This window comes from Galbitalea sp. SE-J8 (genome assembly GCF_030345695.1).
Taxonomy (GTDB): Bacteria; Actinomycetota; Actinomycetes; order Actinomycetales; family Microbacteriaceae; genus JAUASV01.
Genome location: NZ_JAUASV010000027.1, coordinates 21,531 through 37,392 on the forward strand (window position 1 = coordinate 21,531; position 15,862 = coordinate 37,392).

Here is a 15,862-nt window from a genome sequence, read left to right on the forward strand (position 1 = left end):
GGACCGCTAGCGTTGCAGCATGAGCGACGAGCGCGAGGTGCTGACCTGGGACGACTTCGGGGCCAGCGGTCGCGAGCTGGCGCAGGTCATCGCGGACGACGGATTCGTGCCCGACGTCGTCGTCGCGATCGCGCGCGGCGGTCTGCTGCTCGGCGGCAACATCGCCTACGCGCTGGGCGTGAAGAACTGCGGCGCCTACAACGTCGAGTTCTACACCGGCATCGGCACCGTGCTCCCGGAGCCGGTCGTGCTGCCGCCGCTCATGGAGTCGGCGAGCCTCGTCGGCCAGAAGGTGCTGCTCGTCGACGACGTGAGCGACTCGGGCCGCACCATGAAGCTCGTCGTCGAGCTCATCGAGGCGCTCGGAGCCGAGGTGCGCACCGTCGTGCTCTACACGAAGCCGCGCACGATCTTCGTGCCCGACTACTCGTGGCGCGAGACGGACAAGTGGATCACGTTCCCCTGGTCGGCGCTGCCGCCCGTGACCGAGCCCGACGCGGAGCACGCGTGAGCATCCACCTGACCGGCGGCGGCTGGACCGCCACGGGCGACCCGGACCTGACCCGTCCGTTCCTCGCGGAGGCCGCCGAGCGCGGCGCGGTCGTCGGCCGGGACATCCCGCGCGTCGCGTTTCTCATCGTGCGCGAGGAGCGGGACGAGTACGCGGATGCCTTCCCCGCCTCGTTCGTGGCCGTCGCGCCGTGCGATCCCGCGATCCACTTCCGCGCGGAGGGCGGGGAGTTCGACTCCGCGGTGCTCGACGACATCGACGGGCTCGTCGTCGCCGGGGGACTGACCCCGGCGTACCTCGAGGCCGTCGGCCCGATCATCGACGAGATCCGCCTGCTCGTCGGCGACGGCCTGCCGTACCTCGGCTGCAGCGCGGGCGCCTCGATCGCGGCCGAGCGGGCGATCGTCGGCGGCTGGCTGCGCGAGGGCGTGCCGGTGTGCCCGGAGGATGCCGCCGAGGACCTCGATGAGCTCACCGTGCGGCCCGGCCTCGGCCTCATCGACGTGAGCGTCGACGCGCACGCCGCGCAGTGGGGCACGCTCGCCCGGGCGATCGCGGCCGTCGAGGCGGGGCTGACGGACAGCGTCGTCGCGATCGACGAGCTCACGGCGCTCGTCGTGGGCGAGGACAGCTTCACGGTCGCCGGTCGCGGCCAGGTCTGGCAGGTCGACGCGGGCGACGAGAGCGTCTCGGTCGCGTCGCTGACGGCATGACCGGCGGGCTCGCGGGCCCGCGTCCGCTCGCGGAGCTCGTGGAGCCCGGCTGGGCCCGCGCCCTCGATCCGGTCGCCGGCCGCGTGGCGGAGCTCGGCGACTTCCTCCGCGCGGAGGTCGCCGCGGGACGCCGCTACCTGCCCGCGGGGCCGAACGTGCTGCGCGCGTTCAGCTATCCGTTCGACGACGTGCGCGTGCTCATCGTCGGGCAGGACCCGTACCCGACGCCCGGCCACCCGATCGGCCTGTCGTTCGCGGTCGAGCCGCACGTGCGGCCGATCCCGCGCAGCCTCGACAACATCTACCGCGAGCTGCGCGACGATCTCGGCGTCGCGACACCCCCGCACGGCGACCTGACCCGGTGGAGCGAGCACGGCGTCATGCTGCTCAACCGCGTGCTCACCGTCGGGGCGGGCGTTCCGGGCTCGCACCGCGGCAAGGGCTGGGAGGCCGTGACGGAGACCGCCATCCGCGCGCTCGTCGCGCGCCCGAAGCCGTTCGTCGCGATCCTCTGGGGCCGGGATGCCGCCGGGCTGCGGCCGCTGCTCGGGGGCACGCCGGTCATCGAGTCCGCGCATCCGTCGCCCCTGTCCGCGAGCCGCGGCTTCTTCGGATCGCGCCCGTTCAGCCGGGCGAACGCCCTGCTGCGCGAGCTCGGGGAGCCGGAGGTGGACTGGTCGCTCGGGTAGAGCCGACGTCTCCGGTAGCGTTCGGCTCATGCTCGAGGAGGAATACCAGCCCCGCCGCGAGCTGCCGCGGCACCTGCGCGCGCCGGCGCCCGAGGACCCGGGCTTCTCGTTCGAGCTGCGCCCGGCGCTGCTGTCGGACATGCCCGCGGTGCGCGAGATCTACAACCACTACGTGCGCAACTCGGCGATCACGTTCGACGAGCGCGCGAGCTCGCTCGCGTCGATGCGGAGCACCTTCCAGACGACGGTCGCGCAGCGTCTGCCGTTCATCGTGGCCGAGTCGCCGAGCGGGCAGATCCTGGGCTACGCCCACGTGCTGCCGTGGAGCCCGCGGGCGGGCCGGCGCGTGGTCGAGGACTCGATCTACCTCGGCCCGGCGGCCCAGGGTCGCGGGCTCGGCCGCGTGCTGCTCGGCGCTCTGCTCGAGCAGAGCAAGAAGGCGGGGGTGAAGCGGGTGGTCGCGGTGATCGCCGACCGCAACGCCGACGCGTCCATCCACCTGCACGAGCGGCTCGGCTTCGTGCGCACCGGGGCGATGGGCAGGGTGGGCTTCAAGTTCGGCCGCTGGCTCGGCACGGTCCTCATGGAGAAGAAGCTCTGACCCGCCCGGCGGGGCACGGATGCGGCGGCCGCGCCCCGGTCACGTCGTGATCGTCGCGCGGCGCACGACGAGCCAGGTGACGAGGCCGCCGACCACGACGAACGGCGTCGTGAACAGGGGCAGCGCGAGGTCGCCGGCGCTCGTCCAGGCGGATGCGATGCCCGCCCCGAAGGCGACCCAGCCCTCTGTCAGCGTCAGCAGGGCCGCGCCGCCGACCACGAGGGCGGCCACGACCGCGAACGCGAGCAGCAGGCCGGTGCGGCGCCAGCGCTGGTAGACCGCGGCGAACGCGGAGCCGACGAGGAAGCACGCGAGCAGCAGCGCGAAGAACGTCAGCCAGCGGGCGACCCAGGAGTCGGCGCCGAAGTACACCGCGGTGAACATCCGCCCGGAGAAGCCCCAGCCGTTCGACACCCGCTCGACGAGCGCGAGGAGCGTGTAGAGCGTGGCGTATCCCACCGAGAGCACGAGGTAGACGATCCCCGTGGCGGCGAGGAACTGCCGGCGCGTGGCCCCGTAGCTGAGCGCGAACGGCAGCTGTGCCGTGATCGCCTGCACGGCGAGGACGAACATGTAGACGAACATCCAGCTCGATGCGCCGCTCCACTGCACGCCGTCGCGGAAGTCCGCCCGATCGCCCGCGTCGTGCAGGTTGGCGCTGATGATCGCCCAGATCGTGATGTTGAGCAGGAGCACGGCGGCGAGCACGACGAGCGGCGTCGCGATCGTCGTCCACGGGTTCGCGAAGTAGGCGCGCGCGACGGCGAGCGTCTTGGATGCGGTGCGCGCGGGGCGCGCGGCGAGGGCGGTGCTCATTCGAGCTCCTCCGTTCCGGTCGAGGCGGACGGATCCGCGGCGGATGTGGTGGTGCGCACGACGAGCTGCTGCAGCGAGACGGGCGCGAGCTCGAGTCCGGCCCGGACGGCATCCGCTCGCGCCGCGTCGTCGAGGCCGCCGACCGTGACGCTCGCGAACGACCCCACGGACTGGCGGTGCAGCACGCGCCGCCCGCCGACGAACGCGTCGACCGCGGCGACGCCGCCGGTGACGGTGGTGAGCGTGCCGCGCAGGGCGTCCACGTCGTCGTCGAGCAGCACGCGGCCGTCGTCGATGACGATGGCGCGCTCGAGCAGGGCGCCGACCTCGTCGATGAGGTGCGTGGAGAGCACGACGGTGCGCGGATGCTCGGCGTAGTCCGCGAGCAGGCGATCGTAGAAGATCTGCCGTGCCACCGCGTCGAGGCCGAGGTACGGCTCGTCGAAGAACGTGATCGGGGCGCGCGAGGCGAGCCCCACGACGATGCCGACGGCGGAGAGCTGACCCCGCGAGAGCTTCTTCACGCGCCGGGTCAGCGGCAGCCGGAAGTCGGTGACGAGCGTCTGCGCGAACGCGGCGTCCCACTCCGGGAAGAACCAGCGGGCGCTGCGCAGCACGTGCTGCACGCGGAAGTCCTCCGGGTAGCGCTGCGCCTCGCGCACGAAGCACATCCGCTCGAGCGCCGCCGCGTTCTCCGCGGGCTCGGCGCCGCCGACCAGGATGCTGCCCGAGGTCGCGAACTGCTGCCCGGTGAGCAGCTGCATGAGCGTGGTCTTGCCCGCGCCGTTGCGGCCCAGCAGGCCGGTGATCGCGTTCTCCCGGATGCTGAACGAGACGGCGTCGACGGCCGTGACGGCCCCGAAGCGCTTGGTGAGGTCGCGCACCTCGATGGCGGCGTTCATGCCTGCTTCTCCGTTCGGATCATGTCGGCGAGCTGGGTGGTCGAGATGCCGAGCTTGGCGGCCTCGTCGACGAGCGGACGGACGAACTCGTCGCGGAACGCCTCTCGGCGCCTCTCGACGATGGCGCTCTGCGCGCCGGGCGACACGAACATGCCGATGCCCCGTTTCTTGTAGAGGATGCCGGCGTCGACGAGAAGGCCGACGCCGCGGCCCGCGGTGGCCGGGTTGATGCGGAAGAACGCGGCGAACTCGTTCGTCGACGGCACCTGGGCCTCCTCGGCGAGGGTGCCCGCGATGATGTCGTTCTCGATCTGCTCCGCGATCTGCACGAAGATCGGGCGCGACTCATCCATCGCGTCTGGTCCTCGTGGGTTCATTAGTCATGTAACTAACCAACCAGGTCCAGACGACGCTGTCAAGGGGCGCAGCCGGGAGGTGCCCCGGTGACCTGTTCGCGGGCCGGTGCGCCCAGGTTAGGTATGCCTATACTTGCTGCGTGCTCGACCCCGAACAGACCCTCGACGGCTGGAACCCCGACGCCGACGACCGCCTGCTCATCGCGGGCGACGAGCGGTCGCTGCCCTGCATCCGCACGATGCTCGCGATGGCGGGCCCGAAGCAGCGCGGTCAGGTGTTCGTCGAGGTGCAGTCCGACGCGGACGTCGCCGTGCTCGACGCCCCGGGACGATTCAGCGTGAGCTGGCTCGTGCGCGATCGCGGCCAGAGCCTCACCACGAGCGTCGACGCCTGGCTCAGCGAGATGCTGCCGGTGACCGCGCACGACGACTACTCCGTGTACGCCTGGATCGTCGGGTCGACGCGGGTGCTCACCTCGAACTGAGCCCCCGACCGCCGTTCGGGGGCCAGCGCCGCCCGGCAGCCGCGACCTATCGTGGAGCCATGTCGGACGCCGTGCGCAGCATCGCCATGGTGTCGATGCACACGTCGCCGATCGCGCCCGCGGGGGCAGCGGATGCCGGCGGCATGAACGTCGCGATCGTCGAGACCGCGCGCGCGATCGCCGCCCGCGGCGTCGAGGTCGACCTCGTCACGCGCGCCGAGGGCGATCCCGGATCACGGCTCGTCGCGCCGGGCGTGACGCTGCACGCGCTGCCCGCCGGACCGCGCCGCGTCGTGCCGAAGGACGACCTGCCGCGCTACGCCGACGAGTTCGGCGAGGCGATCGCGCAGCTCGCGGGCCGTCCGCGGGCGCGCTACGACGTCATCCACGCGCACTACTGGATGAGCGGTCTCGCCGCGCTGCCCGTCTCACTCGAGCTCGGCGTGCCGCTCGTGCAGAGCTTCCACACCCTGGGCGCGATGAAGAACGCCGCGCTGGCGCCCGGCGACCGGCCCGAGCAGCAGCGCCGGCTCATGGTGGAGATGTACCTCGCGAACCAGGCGGATGCCGTGGTCGCCGGATCGAGCGCCGAGGTCACCGCGCTCATCGACGCCGTGCGCGCCCCCGCCGACCGCATCTGGGTCGTGCCGCCGGGCGTCGACGGCGAACGGTTCTCGCCCGCGCGCCGCGCGCACGCGGCATCCGTGCGGGAGCGCCTCGGCGTCGGGCCGCACCGCGCGCTGCTCGTCGTCGCCGGCCGGCTGCAACCGCTCAAGGGGCAGGATCTCGCGGTCCGCGCGCTCGCGGCGCTGCCCGCGCCCCGGCCCGCGCTCGTGCTCGTCGGGGAGGCGACGCCGGGCGCCGGCCCGTACGTCGCGGGTCTGCGGGAGCTCGCCGGCGAGCTCGGCGTCGGCGACGACGTGCACTTCGTCGGGCGTGCCGACCGCGACGGACTCGCCGACCTGTTCGCGACCGCGGCAGCGACGCTCGTGCCCTCCCACTCGGAGACGTTCGGCCTCGTCGCCCTCGAGTCGGCCGCGAGCGGCACCCCGGTGATCGCGTCGCGCGCGACGGGCCTCGCCGAGTCGGTCGACGACGGCGTGTCGGGCGTGCTCGTCGACGGGCGTGACCCGGCCGCCTGGGCCGCCGCGATCGGCGGGGTGATCGGCGATCCGGCGCGCGCCATCCGGCTCTCCCGCGGTGCGCGCGAACACGCGGAGCGCTTCACCTGGGCGACCGCGGCAGCGAGCCTGCTCGGCGTCTACGCCGCCATCGTCGCCGCCCGCGCGCCGCGCTGATCGGACCGCGCTGGCCGCGCCGGCCGCGCCGGTCGCTCGTGGCCGCCTCAGTCGTCGAGCGTGGGGCGGCCGTAGGTCTCGAGCAGGCGCAGCCACACCTCGTTCATCGTCGGATAGGCGGGCACAGCGTGCCACAGCCGGTCGAGCGGCACCTCGCCGACGACCGCGATCGTGGCAGCCTGCAGCATCTCGCTGACGTCCTGTCCGACGAAGGTCACGCCGACGATGACGCCCCGGTCCTCGTCGACGACCATGCGCGCCTGCCCGCGGTAGCCGTCGGCCTGCACCGACGCCCCCGCGACCTGGCCGAGGTCGTAGTCGATGACGCGCGAGCGGATGCCGGCGCGCTCCGCGGCGGCCGCGGTCAGGCCGACGGATGCCACCTCCGGGTCCGTGAACGTCACCTGCGGCACGGCGCGGTGGTCGGCGGTCGCGACGTGCACGCCCCACGGCGCGTCGTCGACGCGCCTGCCGAGCGCGCGGGCGGCGATGACGTCGCCCGCCGCACGCGCCTGGTACTTGCCCTGGTGGGTGAGCAGGGCGCGGTGGGTGATGTCGCCGACGGCGTATAGCCAGGGCTCGCCCGCGTTCACCGGACCGGTCACGAGCAGCGTGTCGTCGACGTCGAGCCAGTCGCCGGTCTCGAGTCCGACGGTGTCCAGGCCGATGTCCGCGGAGCGCGGCACGCGACCGGTCGCGACGAGCACCTCGTCCGCCTCGACCGGGTCGCCGTCGATCTCGATCGTCACCCGCCCGCCATCGCGCCGCACGGCCGCGGGGGAGGTGTGCAGGCGTAGCGCGACGCCGAGCTCCTCGAGCCCGGCCGTGACGGCCTCGGCCGCGAAAGGCTCCTGCCCGCCGAGCAGTCCGCCGCGAGCGACGATCGTGACGCGCGTGCCGAACGTGGCGTAGGCGGTGGCGAGCTCGGCCGCGACCACGCCGCCGCCGATCACCGCGAGGCTCGCGGGCGCCGCCTGCGCGCTCGTGGCCTCGCGCGGCGTCCAGGGGGCGGCATCCGCGAGCCCCGGGATGTCGGGAAGCAGCGGGTCCGAGCCGGCGCTGACGACGACGGCGTGCCGCGCGACGAGCGTCGTGACCGCGCCGTCGGCATCCGTCACCTCGACGCGCCTGACGCCGGCGAGACGACCGTGCCCGCGCACCAGGTCGATGCCCGCGCCGTGCACCCAGTCGACCTGCGAGCTGTCGTCCCAGTCGTGCACGAACCCGTTGCGGCGGGCGAACACGGCGGACGGGTCGACCGACCCGGTGACCGCCTCGCGCGCGCCGCCGACGCGCTGGGCGGCCCGCAGGACGTTCCCGGCGCGCAGCAGGGCCTTCGAGGGCATGCACGCCCAGTACGAGCACTCGCCGCCGACGAGCTCGCTCTCGACGAGCACGGCGGAGAGCCCGCCCTGCACCGCGCGGTCGGCGACGTTCTCGGCGACCGCGCCGGCTCCGATGATGACGACATCGTACTCGCGCGCGTTCATGCGCCCACGCTAGCCGCCGAGTCGCCCGAGAGCGCGGGGGCCGGCACGGTCGGGCCCACGTTCTCGGGCAACTCGGCGCCTCGGGGAGCCGTCCGGATCAGCGGGCGAGAGCGCCGATCACGCGCAGGAGCACGCCCAGGTCGCCCGCCGTGTCGTCCACGGATGCCGGCGCGAACATGCACAGCCCCGCGCCCGCGAGCGGGAACGCCTCGCGCAGCGCCCGGATCGCCGCGACGAGCTGCGCCGCCGTGAGGCCGAACGGCACGGGCGCGTCGATCCCGTCGAGCTCCGCCGGGTCGAGCACGTCGACGTCGATGTGCACGTAGACGGATGCCGCCCCGGTCGCCCGCACCGCCGCGACGAGCGGGTGCTCGCCGCCCGTGCCGGGCGCCGTGTTCGGTGCCGCGCCGTCGGCGGGCGCCGCCTCGCGGGGGACCTGCGCTGTGTTCTCGAACTGCGCTGTGTTCTCGAACTGTGCTGTGTTCTCGAACGCCTCCGGCCCGACGACGCGGATGCCCGCGGCGTCGAGGAACTCCTCCTCGCCGGCGTCGAGGTCGCGCGCGCCGGCGAGCACGACCCGGGACGCGGCGAGCGGCGTCGTCGGCACGAGCGGCGCCGGTCCGTCGCCGAGCAGCGTGCGCAGCACCATCCCGGTGAACGCGCCCGACGGCGACGACTCCGGTGTGTTGAGGTCGGGGTGCGCGTCGAACCAGACCACCGCCGTGTCCGGATGCTGCCGGAGCGCGTGATCGACGGCGCCCGCCTCGACGCCGCAGTCCCCGCCCACGGTGAGCGCGACATCCGTGCCCGACGCGAGCGCCTCGACGATGCGGTCGCGCACGATCTGCACGCTGCCGAACCGGTGCACGCCCGTGCCGCGCTCGTCGCCCGCCTCGAGCGGCACGTCGATCACGGTCGTCGCACTCGAGGGCAGGTCGCCGCGGATCGCCTCCGCGCCGTCGGCGAGCCGCATCGCGCGCGCCGATCGCGAGCCCTGCCACTGCGGCACCACGAGGAATCGCATCGCGGCTACCGCCCGATCCGCGCGGAGCGCGCCGGGGCGACGGCGTGGGCGAACATCCGACGGTGCACGGTGACGACTCTAGCCAGCGAGTGCGCCGTGCGGGTTCAGCGGATCGTCACGGGCTGCGGCCGGCTCCCGACGACGACGATCGGCGAGCCCCCGGTCTGCGGCGTCACCTGGATCACCGCCGACACGTCGTACCCGCCGGGGGCGGCGGCGGGCAGGTCGTCGCGGAACGATTCGCGCCCCTCATCCGTCCCGTCGCACACGACGGGCGTGAGGGTCGCGCCGAGTCTCATCGACTCGCCGGGCGCGAGATCGACGACGGCCGCCATCGCGATCACCGGGCCGTTCGAGTGCCACACCGTGCGGCCGTCCCGTGACAGGGTGATCGTCGGCACCGCGGACGTCGTGCCGGTGACGCGCCCGGTGCCCGTGTTGGTGAGCGTCACCCACCCCGTGACGGATGCCGTGCCCGCCTCGATCACGGACGGGAAGTCCGTCGTGAGCACGAGTCCCGACGGATCGGGCGCGAGGTCGGCGAGCGACCCGCCGCACGGGTTGAGCTTCTCCAGGGGCGCGATGCCGATGGCGTCGCCGCCGGACGGGCCCTGCCCGGGGCCGCCGTCCGTCGCGGCGTCCGTTCCGCCGCCCGCGGCGCCGTCCGGCGCACCGCCCGCGCCCGGGGCGGCCTCGGGCCGTGAGGCGGAGTCGGCCATGCCGCTCGCCGTCGACGTCGCGACCCCGCGCAGCAGGGAGCCGCCGCCGATCACGAGTCCGACGACGGCGACGGCCGCGACGCCCCCGACGGCGAGCTGGCGGGGGAGCCGACGGCGGCGCGCGCGCCGCACCACCGCATCCGTGTCGATGCGGCGGTCGGACGGGGCGGAGAACAGCGGGGTGAGGTCGTCGCGGTCAGGCACGGTCGACTCCCTTCGAACGGGTCGGAGCATCGGCGGAGCCGGGCCGGGCCGACGGCGCCTCCGCGATCGGGGTGATGACGGCATCCGGCTCGCGGCCGAGCGCGAGGGCCATCTTGGCGAGGCCGTCGGAGAGGTAGCGCTTGACCGTTCCGGGACTGATCTCGAGCGTCGCGGCGATCTGGGCGACGGGCAGGTCGTCGTAGTAGCGCAGCACGAGGCAGGCGCGCTCGCGCGGACTGAGCTTGCGGAGCTCGCCGTGCAGGTCGAGGCGTCGCTCGGTGTCCGCGTCCGGCGACTCCACCTCCTCGGGGCGCCAGGTCAGGTGCGCGATGCGCCGCCAGGTCGTGCGCCGGCGCACGCGGTCGATGTGGAGCGAGACGATCGCCCGCCGCACGTACGCCTCGGCGTTGTCGACGGTGTAGCCGTTGCGCAGCCGCCCGAACGTGCGCACGAGCGCGTCCTGCACGAGGTCGGCGGCATCCGTGCTCGAGCCGCACACGAACGCGGCGTAGCGCACGAGGGCGTCGCCGCGCGTCTCGACGAGCCGAGCGAGCACGCGCTCCCACTGCGGAGCGGTCGGCGAGGGATCGGTCACGGGATCCTCCTCTCTACTGCCTATGACGAACGGATGCGGCGGAAGGTTGGGTCGCTCGGGCCGGGCGATCGGATCGCTAGGATCGCAGTATGAACGTGCTGGGCTTCCTCGTCTCGATCGTGCTGTTCTTCGTCGGCATCTTCCTGCTCGGCCAGGCGTTCGTCGTGGAGGCGGGCCAGGCCTACGTGTTCCTCGGCGGGGTGCTCGTGATCAGCATCGCGTTCGCGCTGCCCATCCACCTCTACAAGCGCATCGCGCCGTAGCCGGCGCGTCAACGGTTGCGTCCGGCCGGGGCCGCGCGGTCACAGCCCGCGGAGGATCGCGAGGTTCGAGGCCGCTGTCGTGTTTCCGGGGTCGAGCGTCAGTGCGCGCTCGCAGTCGGCGATCGCGTCGTCGATTCGGCCGAGGTCGGCCAGGGAGACCGATCTGCGCACGTAGAGGTCGGGGTCGCCGGGCGACCAGGCGATCGCGCGATCGAGCGCCTCGGCGGCTCCCGCATCGTCGCCGTTGATCGCAAGCCCCACGGCCTCCGCGCGCAGAGCGTCCGGCGAACCGCCGAGGAGCGCGGAGGCCCGATTCCCCCATTCGGCGGCAAGGCGACCGGCTTCCGCCCGGAACGTGGCGTCCTCGGCCGAGTCGGCCGCTTGCGCCGCGTACTGGGCGAGGAGCTCGCGTGTGCCGCCATCCCAGGCGGCGAGGGCGGCCACCGTGTCACCCGCCGATCGAGCCGTGGCGGCATCCCCCCGGGTGAGGGCGTCGGATGCGACGCGTGCTGCGCTCTGAGCGAGGGCCGCTCCGCCGAGCGTCACGGCGCACAGCGCCGCCGCGACGACCCACGCGATCCGTGTGGCGCGCGCACGGCCGCGTGCTCGGTCGGGTCTGCCGAGCGCGTCGTCGGTGCGCGGAAGAGCGACGAGAGCCCCCAGCGTCGGTGCGCCCAACGCGAGCACGCTGATCGTCGTGAAATGGACGAGGAGACCCACGCCGACCCCGAGGAGCGCCGCCGCGAGCACGACCTGCTCCATCGCGGACGCGGTTCCACTCGCTCTCACGCGCTGAACGACCCGCGTCAGAACGACGACCACGAGCGCCACGAGCAGTAGGACGAGGGGGATGCCGCCCGAAGCCGCCGCCTGCAGCGCGACATCGTGCGGCGAGTCGATGGGTTGATCGAATCCGATCGAGGTCGCCCATCCGGCGTCGTGATAGCCCAGCACGGCGCGGGAGAATCCGTTCGGTCCGACCCCGAACGCGGGATGGTCCCCGATCAGCTTGAGCGTCTCCGCCCAGGTGCGGACGCGGATGTCGACCGTGCTCGACGCCGCTTGCGCCACACCCAGCACTCGGCCGACCGTGGCGGGGTTCGCTACGGCGGAGACGACACCGACGATCGCCACCGCTGCCGCGCCGATGAGCACGCCGCGGGAGCGGGTTGTTCGTCGTGCCGCGAGCGCGACGCCGCCGACGACGAGTCCGACGGCTGCGCCGGCGAGCGCACCTCGGGATGCGGACAGCGCTACCGTGCCGATGCCGGCGAGCGCGCCGAGCACGAGCAACGGATGGCGCTCGCGCACGAGAGCCGCACACAGCACCCCGGTGATGAGCACGCCGAGGAGCCCGGCGTCGCTGGCGTTTCCGGTCAGAGAGCCGGTGCGCTCGGTGATCGTGCCCCCGATCGGTCGGGCGCCGAGCGCCTCGGCGAGCTGCACCGTGACGACAGCCAGGCCGACCACGGCAACGCCCCGGTGGAGCAGCGTGGTGGTGGCGGGCTCCGCACCCGGACCGAGCAATCGCGCGCCGGCCCAGACAAGACCGAGATAGCACGTCAGCGCGAGCACACCCTCGTATCGTGGCGCGCGTCCGAGCAGCGCCACGAGCGGCGTCGAGGACGACAGCGCTGCGATCAGCAGGACGCCGGCCGCCGCGGCGAACACGATCACCATCGCGCGCGGAAGGCGTCCGGTCGGTGGAGCACACGCGGCCGCGACGATCGCGACCGATGCGACGACGAGCTTGGGAAGGTAGTACGGCAGGAGCGCGCCCGGAAGGACCACCGCGACCGCGCACACGAGCAGCACGACGGCGAGGCGCGTGCGGGCTCGCGCCGACATCTTCATGGGTGCCCCCAGCAGGATTTGAACCTGCGGCCTTCTGCTCCGGAGGCAGACGCTCTATCCCCTGAGCTATGGGGGCCCGAATACCTGTTCACAGTAGCAGTCCGTGGGAGAGCCGACGTGCAGCGTGAGGGCGGCGACGCCCCGGGCCGCCGCCCCATCCGCAGCTCAGCGAACCTTCTTCACCGCAACGACGATCTTCGTGACGCTCGTGTACCCGGGTTTCCGGCCGGTGACCCTCAGCGTGATCTTCTTGCCTCTGTCGGCCTTGGTGATCGTGTACTTCGCCTTGGTCGCCTTCTTGATCGGCTTGCCGTTGCGGTACCACTGGTAGCTGACCTTCGTCTTGGCCGGCCACTTCATCGCCTTCACGGCGATCGCAGCACCGACCCTGCCGGTCGTCGTCGTCTTGGGCTTGGGCGACTTCGCGATGACCTTGTGGATCGTGATGACGGGCGACGTGGCGGTTGCGGTGGTGTACCCCGCGGCCGCGGCGGTGACCACGACCGACACGTGCTTGCCCGCTGCGCTCTTGGGAACCGTCAGTGAGGGTGAGACGGATCCGGGCAGTGGCCTGCCGTCCACCAGCCACTGATAGCTGACGAGCTGCGGAACGGGCGACCAGGTCCCCGGGTGCGCGGTGAGGCGGGCGCCGACATCCGGGCTGCCGGACACCGTCGGGTGTCCGAGAACGAAGGATGCGGGCGGTGCCTGGCCAGCATTGTCGGTGCCGCCGCCGTTGCCCCCTCCTCCGGAGTTCCCGCCGCTGTTGCCGTTGCCGCCGTTGTCGTTGTTCCCGCCGCCGGCGTCTCCGCCGTTGTTCCCGCCGCCGGCGTCTCCGCCGTTGTCGGTCGCCACGGTCGCGAGCGCGGCGCTGATGGTGGCGCGTTCGCTGCCCGCGACGACGCTCACGGGATTCGCGGTGTCCTCCGTCGGCTTGTCATCCCACCACTCCGCGACGAGGTTCTGACTCGTCTTGGCGAATCGAACCTTGTAGTCGTTGGTGCTGAGACCGAGGATCGAGTAGTGGCCGGCGCTGTCCGTCTTGGCCGCAGACGACGCCCACGACGCGTAGCTCCCGTCGCGCAGCTTGGGATAGGCAGCGACCCGCGCGCCCGCCACCGGGGCGGAGCCGGTCGTGACCGTGCCGGAAATGATGCCTCCGCGTTGCAGCGCGATATCGCGCGTGACGGTGTCGCCGAGCGCGACGATGATCTGCTCAGGGTCGTCCTCGGACGTGCCGCCGATCCACCCGGACAGCAGACCGGAACGCGACGGCACCGAGTACGAGATCGTGTACGTTCCGGCGGGCAGCCCTCGAATCGCGAATCGGTGATCCTCGGCGCTCGGGTACACCGTCACGCCGGCCACGTAGTCGCCATCGCGGGAGACCTGCAGATCTACCCACGACGGCCAGGCGACTCCGGCCGGAACGCTCAGGGTTCCGGAGACCGACGCACCGACCACGAGGTCGATGTCGACGCGCGTCACCGCGCCCGTCGTGACGTTGATCGCAGTCGCGTCCGATGCGCTCGTGCCGCCGTGCCATCCGGCGACGTAGTCCGATGTGTTCGGCGGAGTGAAGCGCAGGGTGTAGGACCCCGCGGGCAGCCCCGGCGCCGAGAACGCCCCACTGGCCGAGTCGTAGTCGACGTCGTCGGAGACAAGCGCGCCGTCCCGGTAGACCTCGATCCGAATCGAGTCCGGCAACGCGTTGCCGGCCGGAACCGAGACCGTGCCGGCGATCGTGCCGCCGGGGTGGAGAGCGGCGTCGTATCCGCTCGCATCCGATCCGGTCGTGACGCTCACGACGTTGGCGGCGGCGAGGGTCGGCTGGTCATTCCACCACTGCGCGACGAGGTTCTGGCTCGTCTTCGTGAAGCGGACCTTGTAGTCGCCAGTGCTGAGACCCGCGAGCGAGTAGCTGCCGTCGGCCGCGGTCGTCACGTGTCGAGACGAGTACCAGTGGTCGTCGCCGTCCCAGTAGCTCAGAAACGCGTCCACCCGCGCGCCGGCGACCGGCGCGGTGCCGTCGGTCACGATGCCCGAGATCGACGCGGAGCGGATGAGAGTGAGATCCGCAGTGACTGCCGCGCCCGAGGCGACGACGATGGGTGTCGCGTTCTCCTGGGTCTCCCCGCCGAGCCACCCGTCGACGAACGGCGACGACAACGGCGCTCTGTAGTGGATGGCGTAGGTGCCCGCGCGCAGCTCATTGACCGCATACGTTCCGGTGGCGCGGTCGTAAGATCCCGACGCCACCCAGTCGTCGCCCTGGTACACATCGATCCACAGCCGCGACGGAAGCGTCGTGCCCGATGGCGCGATGACAGTTCCGGAGATCGTCGCCGCCGACTCGAGCGACAGGTTGACGATCGTGTTGCCGCCCGCCGTCACAGTGACGGTGGTCGCGGTGGCTTGACCCGCGCCCCCGTACCAGCCGCTGAAGTAGCTGGGTGCGCTCGAGCTGTAGCTGTACGGGTAGTACTGGAGCTTGTAGGAGCCCGCGGGCAGTCCGGTGATCGCGTACGCGCCCGTGCTGTGGTCGTAGTCCGTCGAGCCGTAGTAGTAGCTGCCGTCGCGGTAGAGCGAGAAGGACACCTGGTCGGGGAGGGCGAGGCCGGCGGGGGCGGTGATGGTGCCGCTGATCTTGCCGCCGGCGGTGAGGGTGATGTTGGCTGTGCTCGTGGCTCCGGCGGTGACCGTGATCGTGGTCGCGCTGTCCTGGCTGGTGCCGCCGTACCAGCCGGCGACGTAGCTCGGCGCGTCCGCGCTCGCGCCGTAGCTGTACGGGTAGTACTGGAGCTTGTAGGAGCCCGCGGGCAGTCCGGTGATCGCGTACGCGCCCGTGCTGTGGTCGTAGTCCGTCGAGCCGTAGTAGTAGCTGCCGTCGCGGGAGAGCGAGAAGGACATCTGGTCGGGGAGGGCGAGGCCGGCGGGGGAGGTGATGGTGCCGCTGATCTTGCCGCCGGCGGTGAGGGTGATGTTGGCGGTGCTCGTGGCTCCGGCGGTGACCGTGATGGTGGTCGCGCTGTCCTGGCTGGTGCCGCCGTACCAGCCGGCGAGAAAACTCGGCGCGTCCGCGCTCGCGCCGTAGAAGGAGTATTGGAGCGTGTAGGAGCCCGCGGGGAGCCCGGCGAGGGTGAACGTGCCGGTGCTCGGGGCGTAGCTGGACGAGCCGCCGTAGTAGTAGCTGCCGTCGCGGTAGAGCGAGAAGGACACCTGGTCGGGGAGGGCGAGGCCGGCGGGGGAGGTGATGGTGCCGCTGATCTTGCCGCCGGCGGTGAGGGTGATGTTGGCGGTGCTCGTGGCTCCGGCGGTGACCGTGATGGTGGTCGCGCTGTC

Annotated in this window: 16 protein-coding genes and 1 tRNA gene; 7 read left to right on the forward strand and 10 right to left on the reverse strand. The window is 72.6% G+C overall.

Going from position 1 to position 15,862, the window contains the following annotated elements; genetic code table 11:
• Window positions 1–19 precede the first annotated feature (19 nt).
• Genes QT381_RS14240 through QT381_RS14255 form a run of 4 tightly spaced genes read left to right on the forward strand, consistent with a single transcriptional unit; the run spans window position 20 to window position 2,514 of the window.
• Window positions 20–511: a phosphoribosyltransferase gene (locus tag QT381_RS14240; protein ID WP_289249701.1), complete on the forward strand. Its 492-nt coding sequence runs from the start codon at window positions 20–22 to the stop codon at window positions 509–511.
• The gene (locus QT381_RS14245) at window positions 508–1,224 is read left to right on the forward strand and encodes a Type 1 glutamine amidotransferase-like domain-containing protein (protein WP_289249702.1); all 717 of its coding nucleotides are present in this window, start codon (window positions 508–510) and stop codon (window positions 1,222–1,224) included. Before QT381_RS14240 ends, QT381_RS14245 begins: the two co-directional genes overlap by 4 nt.
• The gene (locus QT381_RS14250) at window positions 1,221–1,913 is read left to right on the forward strand and encodes a uracil-DNA glycosylase (RefSeq protein ID WP_289249703.1); all 693 of its coding nucleotides are present in this window, start codon (window positions 1,221–1,223) and stop codon (window positions 1,911–1,913) included. The genes QT381_RS14245 and QT381_RS14250 overlap by 4 nt, the downstream gene beginning before the upstream one ends.
• Before the next feature lie 28 nt (window positions 1,914–1,941).
• Window positions 1,942–2,514 carry a GNAT family N-acetyltransferase gene (locus QT381_RS14255; RefSeq protein WP_289249704.1) on the forward strand — a complete coding sequence of 191 codons (573 nt, stop codon included), beginning with the start codon at window positions 1,942–1,944 and terminating at the stop codon, window positions 2,512–2,514.
• Between the two features lie 39 nt (window positions 2,515–2,553).
• Here QT381_RS14255 and QT381_RS14260 read toward each other — a convergent pair whose 3' ends face one another.
• From QT381_RS14260 to QT381_RS14270, 3 genes are read right to left on the reverse strand one after another with little or no spacing between them, the layout of a single operon-like run.
• The gene (locus QT381_RS14260; protein ID WP_289249705.1) at window positions 2,554–3,330 is read right to left on the reverse strand and encodes a hypothetical protein; all 777 of its coding nucleotides are present in this window, start codon (window positions 3,328–3,330) and stop codon (window positions 2,554–2,556) included.
• The gene (locus QT381_RS14265) at window positions 3,327–4,232 is read right to left on the reverse strand and encodes an ABC transporter ATP-binding protein (protein WP_289249706.1); all 906 of its coding nucleotides are present in this window, start codon (window positions 4,230–4,232) and stop codon (window positions 3,327–3,329) included. The genes QT381_RS14260 and QT381_RS14265 overlap by 4 nt, the downstream gene beginning before the upstream one ends.
• Entirely contained in the window at window positions 4,229–4,585 is a 357-nt protein-coding gene (locus QT381_RS14270; protein WP_289249707.1) for a GntR family transcriptional regulator, read from the reverse strand. Before QT381_RS14270 ends, QT381_RS14265 begins: the two co-directional genes overlap by 4 nt.
• Window positions 4,586–4,728: 143 nt before the next feature.
• On the opposite strand from QT381_RS14270, the gene QT381_RS14275 reads away from it, so the two are divergent.
• Both QT381_RS14275 and QT381_RS14280 read left to right on the forward strand, forming a co-directional pair.
• Window positions 4,729–5,073, forward strand: coding sequence for an SIP domain-containing protein (locus tag QT381_RS14275; protein ID WP_289249708.1), 345 nt, complete (start codon window positions 4,729–4,731; stop codon window positions 5,071–5,073).
• Window positions 5,074–5,132: 59 nt separating this feature from the next.
• On the forward strand, window positions 5,133–6,371 hold the full coding sequence (locus QT381_RS14280; protein ID WP_289249709.1) for a glycosyltransferase: 1,239 nt from the start codon (window positions 5,133–5,135) through the stop codon (window positions 6,369–6,371).
• 47 nt (window positions 6,372–6,418) lie between these two features.
• Here the strand turns inward: QT381_RS14280 and QT381_RS14285 are convergent, their stop codons facing one another.
• The 4 genes from QT381_RS14285 to QT381_RS14300 all read right to left on the reverse strand — a co-directional run bounded on the left by QT381_RS14285 (window position 6,419) and on the right by QT381_RS14300 (window position 10,403).
• Entirely contained in the window at window positions 6,419–7,861 is a 1,443-nt protein-coding gene (locus QT381_RS14285) for a dihydrolipoyl dehydrogenase family protein (protein ID WP_289249710.1), read from the reverse strand.
• Between the two features lie 97 nt (window positions 7,862–7,958).
• Complete coding sequence (locus QT381_RS14290) at window positions 7,959–8,885, reverse strand: arginase family protein (RefSeq protein ID WP_289249711.1); 927 nt, start codon at window positions 8,883–8,885, stop codon at window positions 7,959–7,961.
• Between the two features lie 104 nt (window positions 8,886–8,989).
• The gene (locus tag QT381_RS14295; RefSeq protein WP_289249712.1) at window positions 8,990–9,808 is read right to left on the reverse strand and encodes a hypothetical protein; all 819 of its coding nucleotides are present in this window, start codon (window positions 9,806–9,808) and stop codon (window positions 8,990–8,992) included.
• A complete protein-coding gene (locus QT381_RS14300; protein ID WP_289249713.1) occupies window positions 9,801–10,403 on the reverse strand; it encodes a sigma-70 family RNA polymerase sigma factor in 603 nt (200 codons plus the stop codon). Before QT381_RS14300 ends, QT381_RS14295 begins: the two co-directional genes overlap by 8 nt.
• A gap of 89 nt (window positions 10,404–10,492) precedes the next feature.
• Between QT381_RS14300 and QT381_RS14305 the strand changes: the two genes are divergently transcribed.
• On the forward strand, window positions 10,493–10,666 hold the full coding sequence (locus QT381_RS14305; RefSeq protein WP_289249714.1) for a hypothetical protein: 174 nt from the start codon (window positions 10,493–10,495) through the stop codon (window positions 10,664–10,666).
• 39 nt (window positions 10,667–10,705) lie between these two features.
• Here the strand turns inward: QT381_RS14305 and QT381_RS14310 are convergent, their stop codons facing one another.
• The 3 genes from QT381_RS14310 to QT381_RS14320 all read right to left on the reverse strand — a co-directional run.
• Entirely contained in the window at window positions 10,706–12,520 is a 1,815-nt protein-coding gene (locus tag QT381_RS14310; RefSeq protein WP_289249715.1) for an O-antigen ligase family protein, read from the reverse strand.
• Between the two features lie 3 nt (window positions 12,521–12,523).
• A tRNA-Arg gene (locus QT381_RS14315) sits at window positions 12,524–12,596 on the reverse strand.
• Window positions 12,597–12,685: 89 nt separating this feature from the next.
• On the reverse strand, window positions 12,686–15,862 hold a 3,177-nt coding region (locus QT381_RS14320; RefSeq protein ID WP_289249716.1), incomplete at its 5' end, for a carboxypeptidase-like regulatory domain-containing protein.

Coding starts and splice junctions, on each gene's coding strand:
- QT381_RS14270 (WP_289249707.1), bottom strand. CDS start 4,585: ATGGATGAGTCGCGCCCGATCTTCGTGCAGATCGCGGAGCAGATCGAG.
- QT381_RS14310 (WP_289249715.1), bottom strand. CDS start 12,520: ATGAAGATGTCGGCGCGAGCCCGCACGCGCCTCGCCGTCGTGCTGCTC.
- QT381_RS14285 (WP_289249710.1), bottom strand. CDS start 7,861: ATGAACGCGCGCGAGTACGATGTCGTCATCATCGGAGCCGGCGCGGTC.
- QT381_RS14305 (WP_289249714.1), top strand. CDS start 10,493: ATGAACGTGCTGGGCTTCCTCGTCTCGATCGTGCTGTTCTTCGTCGGC.
- QT381_RS14255 (WP_289249704.1), top strand. CDS start 1,942: ATGCTCGAGGAGGAATACCAGCCCCGCCGCGAGCTGCCGCGGCACCTG.
- QT381_RS14280 (WP_289249709.1), top strand. CDS start 5,133: ATGTCGGACGCCGTGCGCAGCATCGCCATGGTGTCGATGCACACGTCG.
- QT381_RS14260 (WP_289249705.1), bottom strand. CDS start 3,330: ATGAGCACCGCCCTCGCCGCGCGCCCCGCGCGCACCGCATCCAAGACG.
- QT381_RS14250 (WP_289249703.1), top strand. CDS start 1,221: ATGACCGGCGGGCTCGCGGGCCCGCGTCCGCTCGCGGAGCTCGTGGAG.
- QT381_RS14290 (WP_289249711.1), bottom strand. CDS start 8,885: ATGCGATTCCTCGTGGTGCCGCAGTGGCAGGGCTCGCGATCGGCGCGC.
- QT381_RS14240 (WP_289249701.1), top strand. CDS start 20: ATGAGCGACGAGCGCGAGGTGCTGACCTGGGACGACTTCGGGGCCAGC.
- QT381_RS14265 (WP_289249706.1), bottom strand. CDS start 4,232: ATGAACGCCGCCATCGAGGTGCGCGACCTCACCAAGCGCTTCGGGGCC.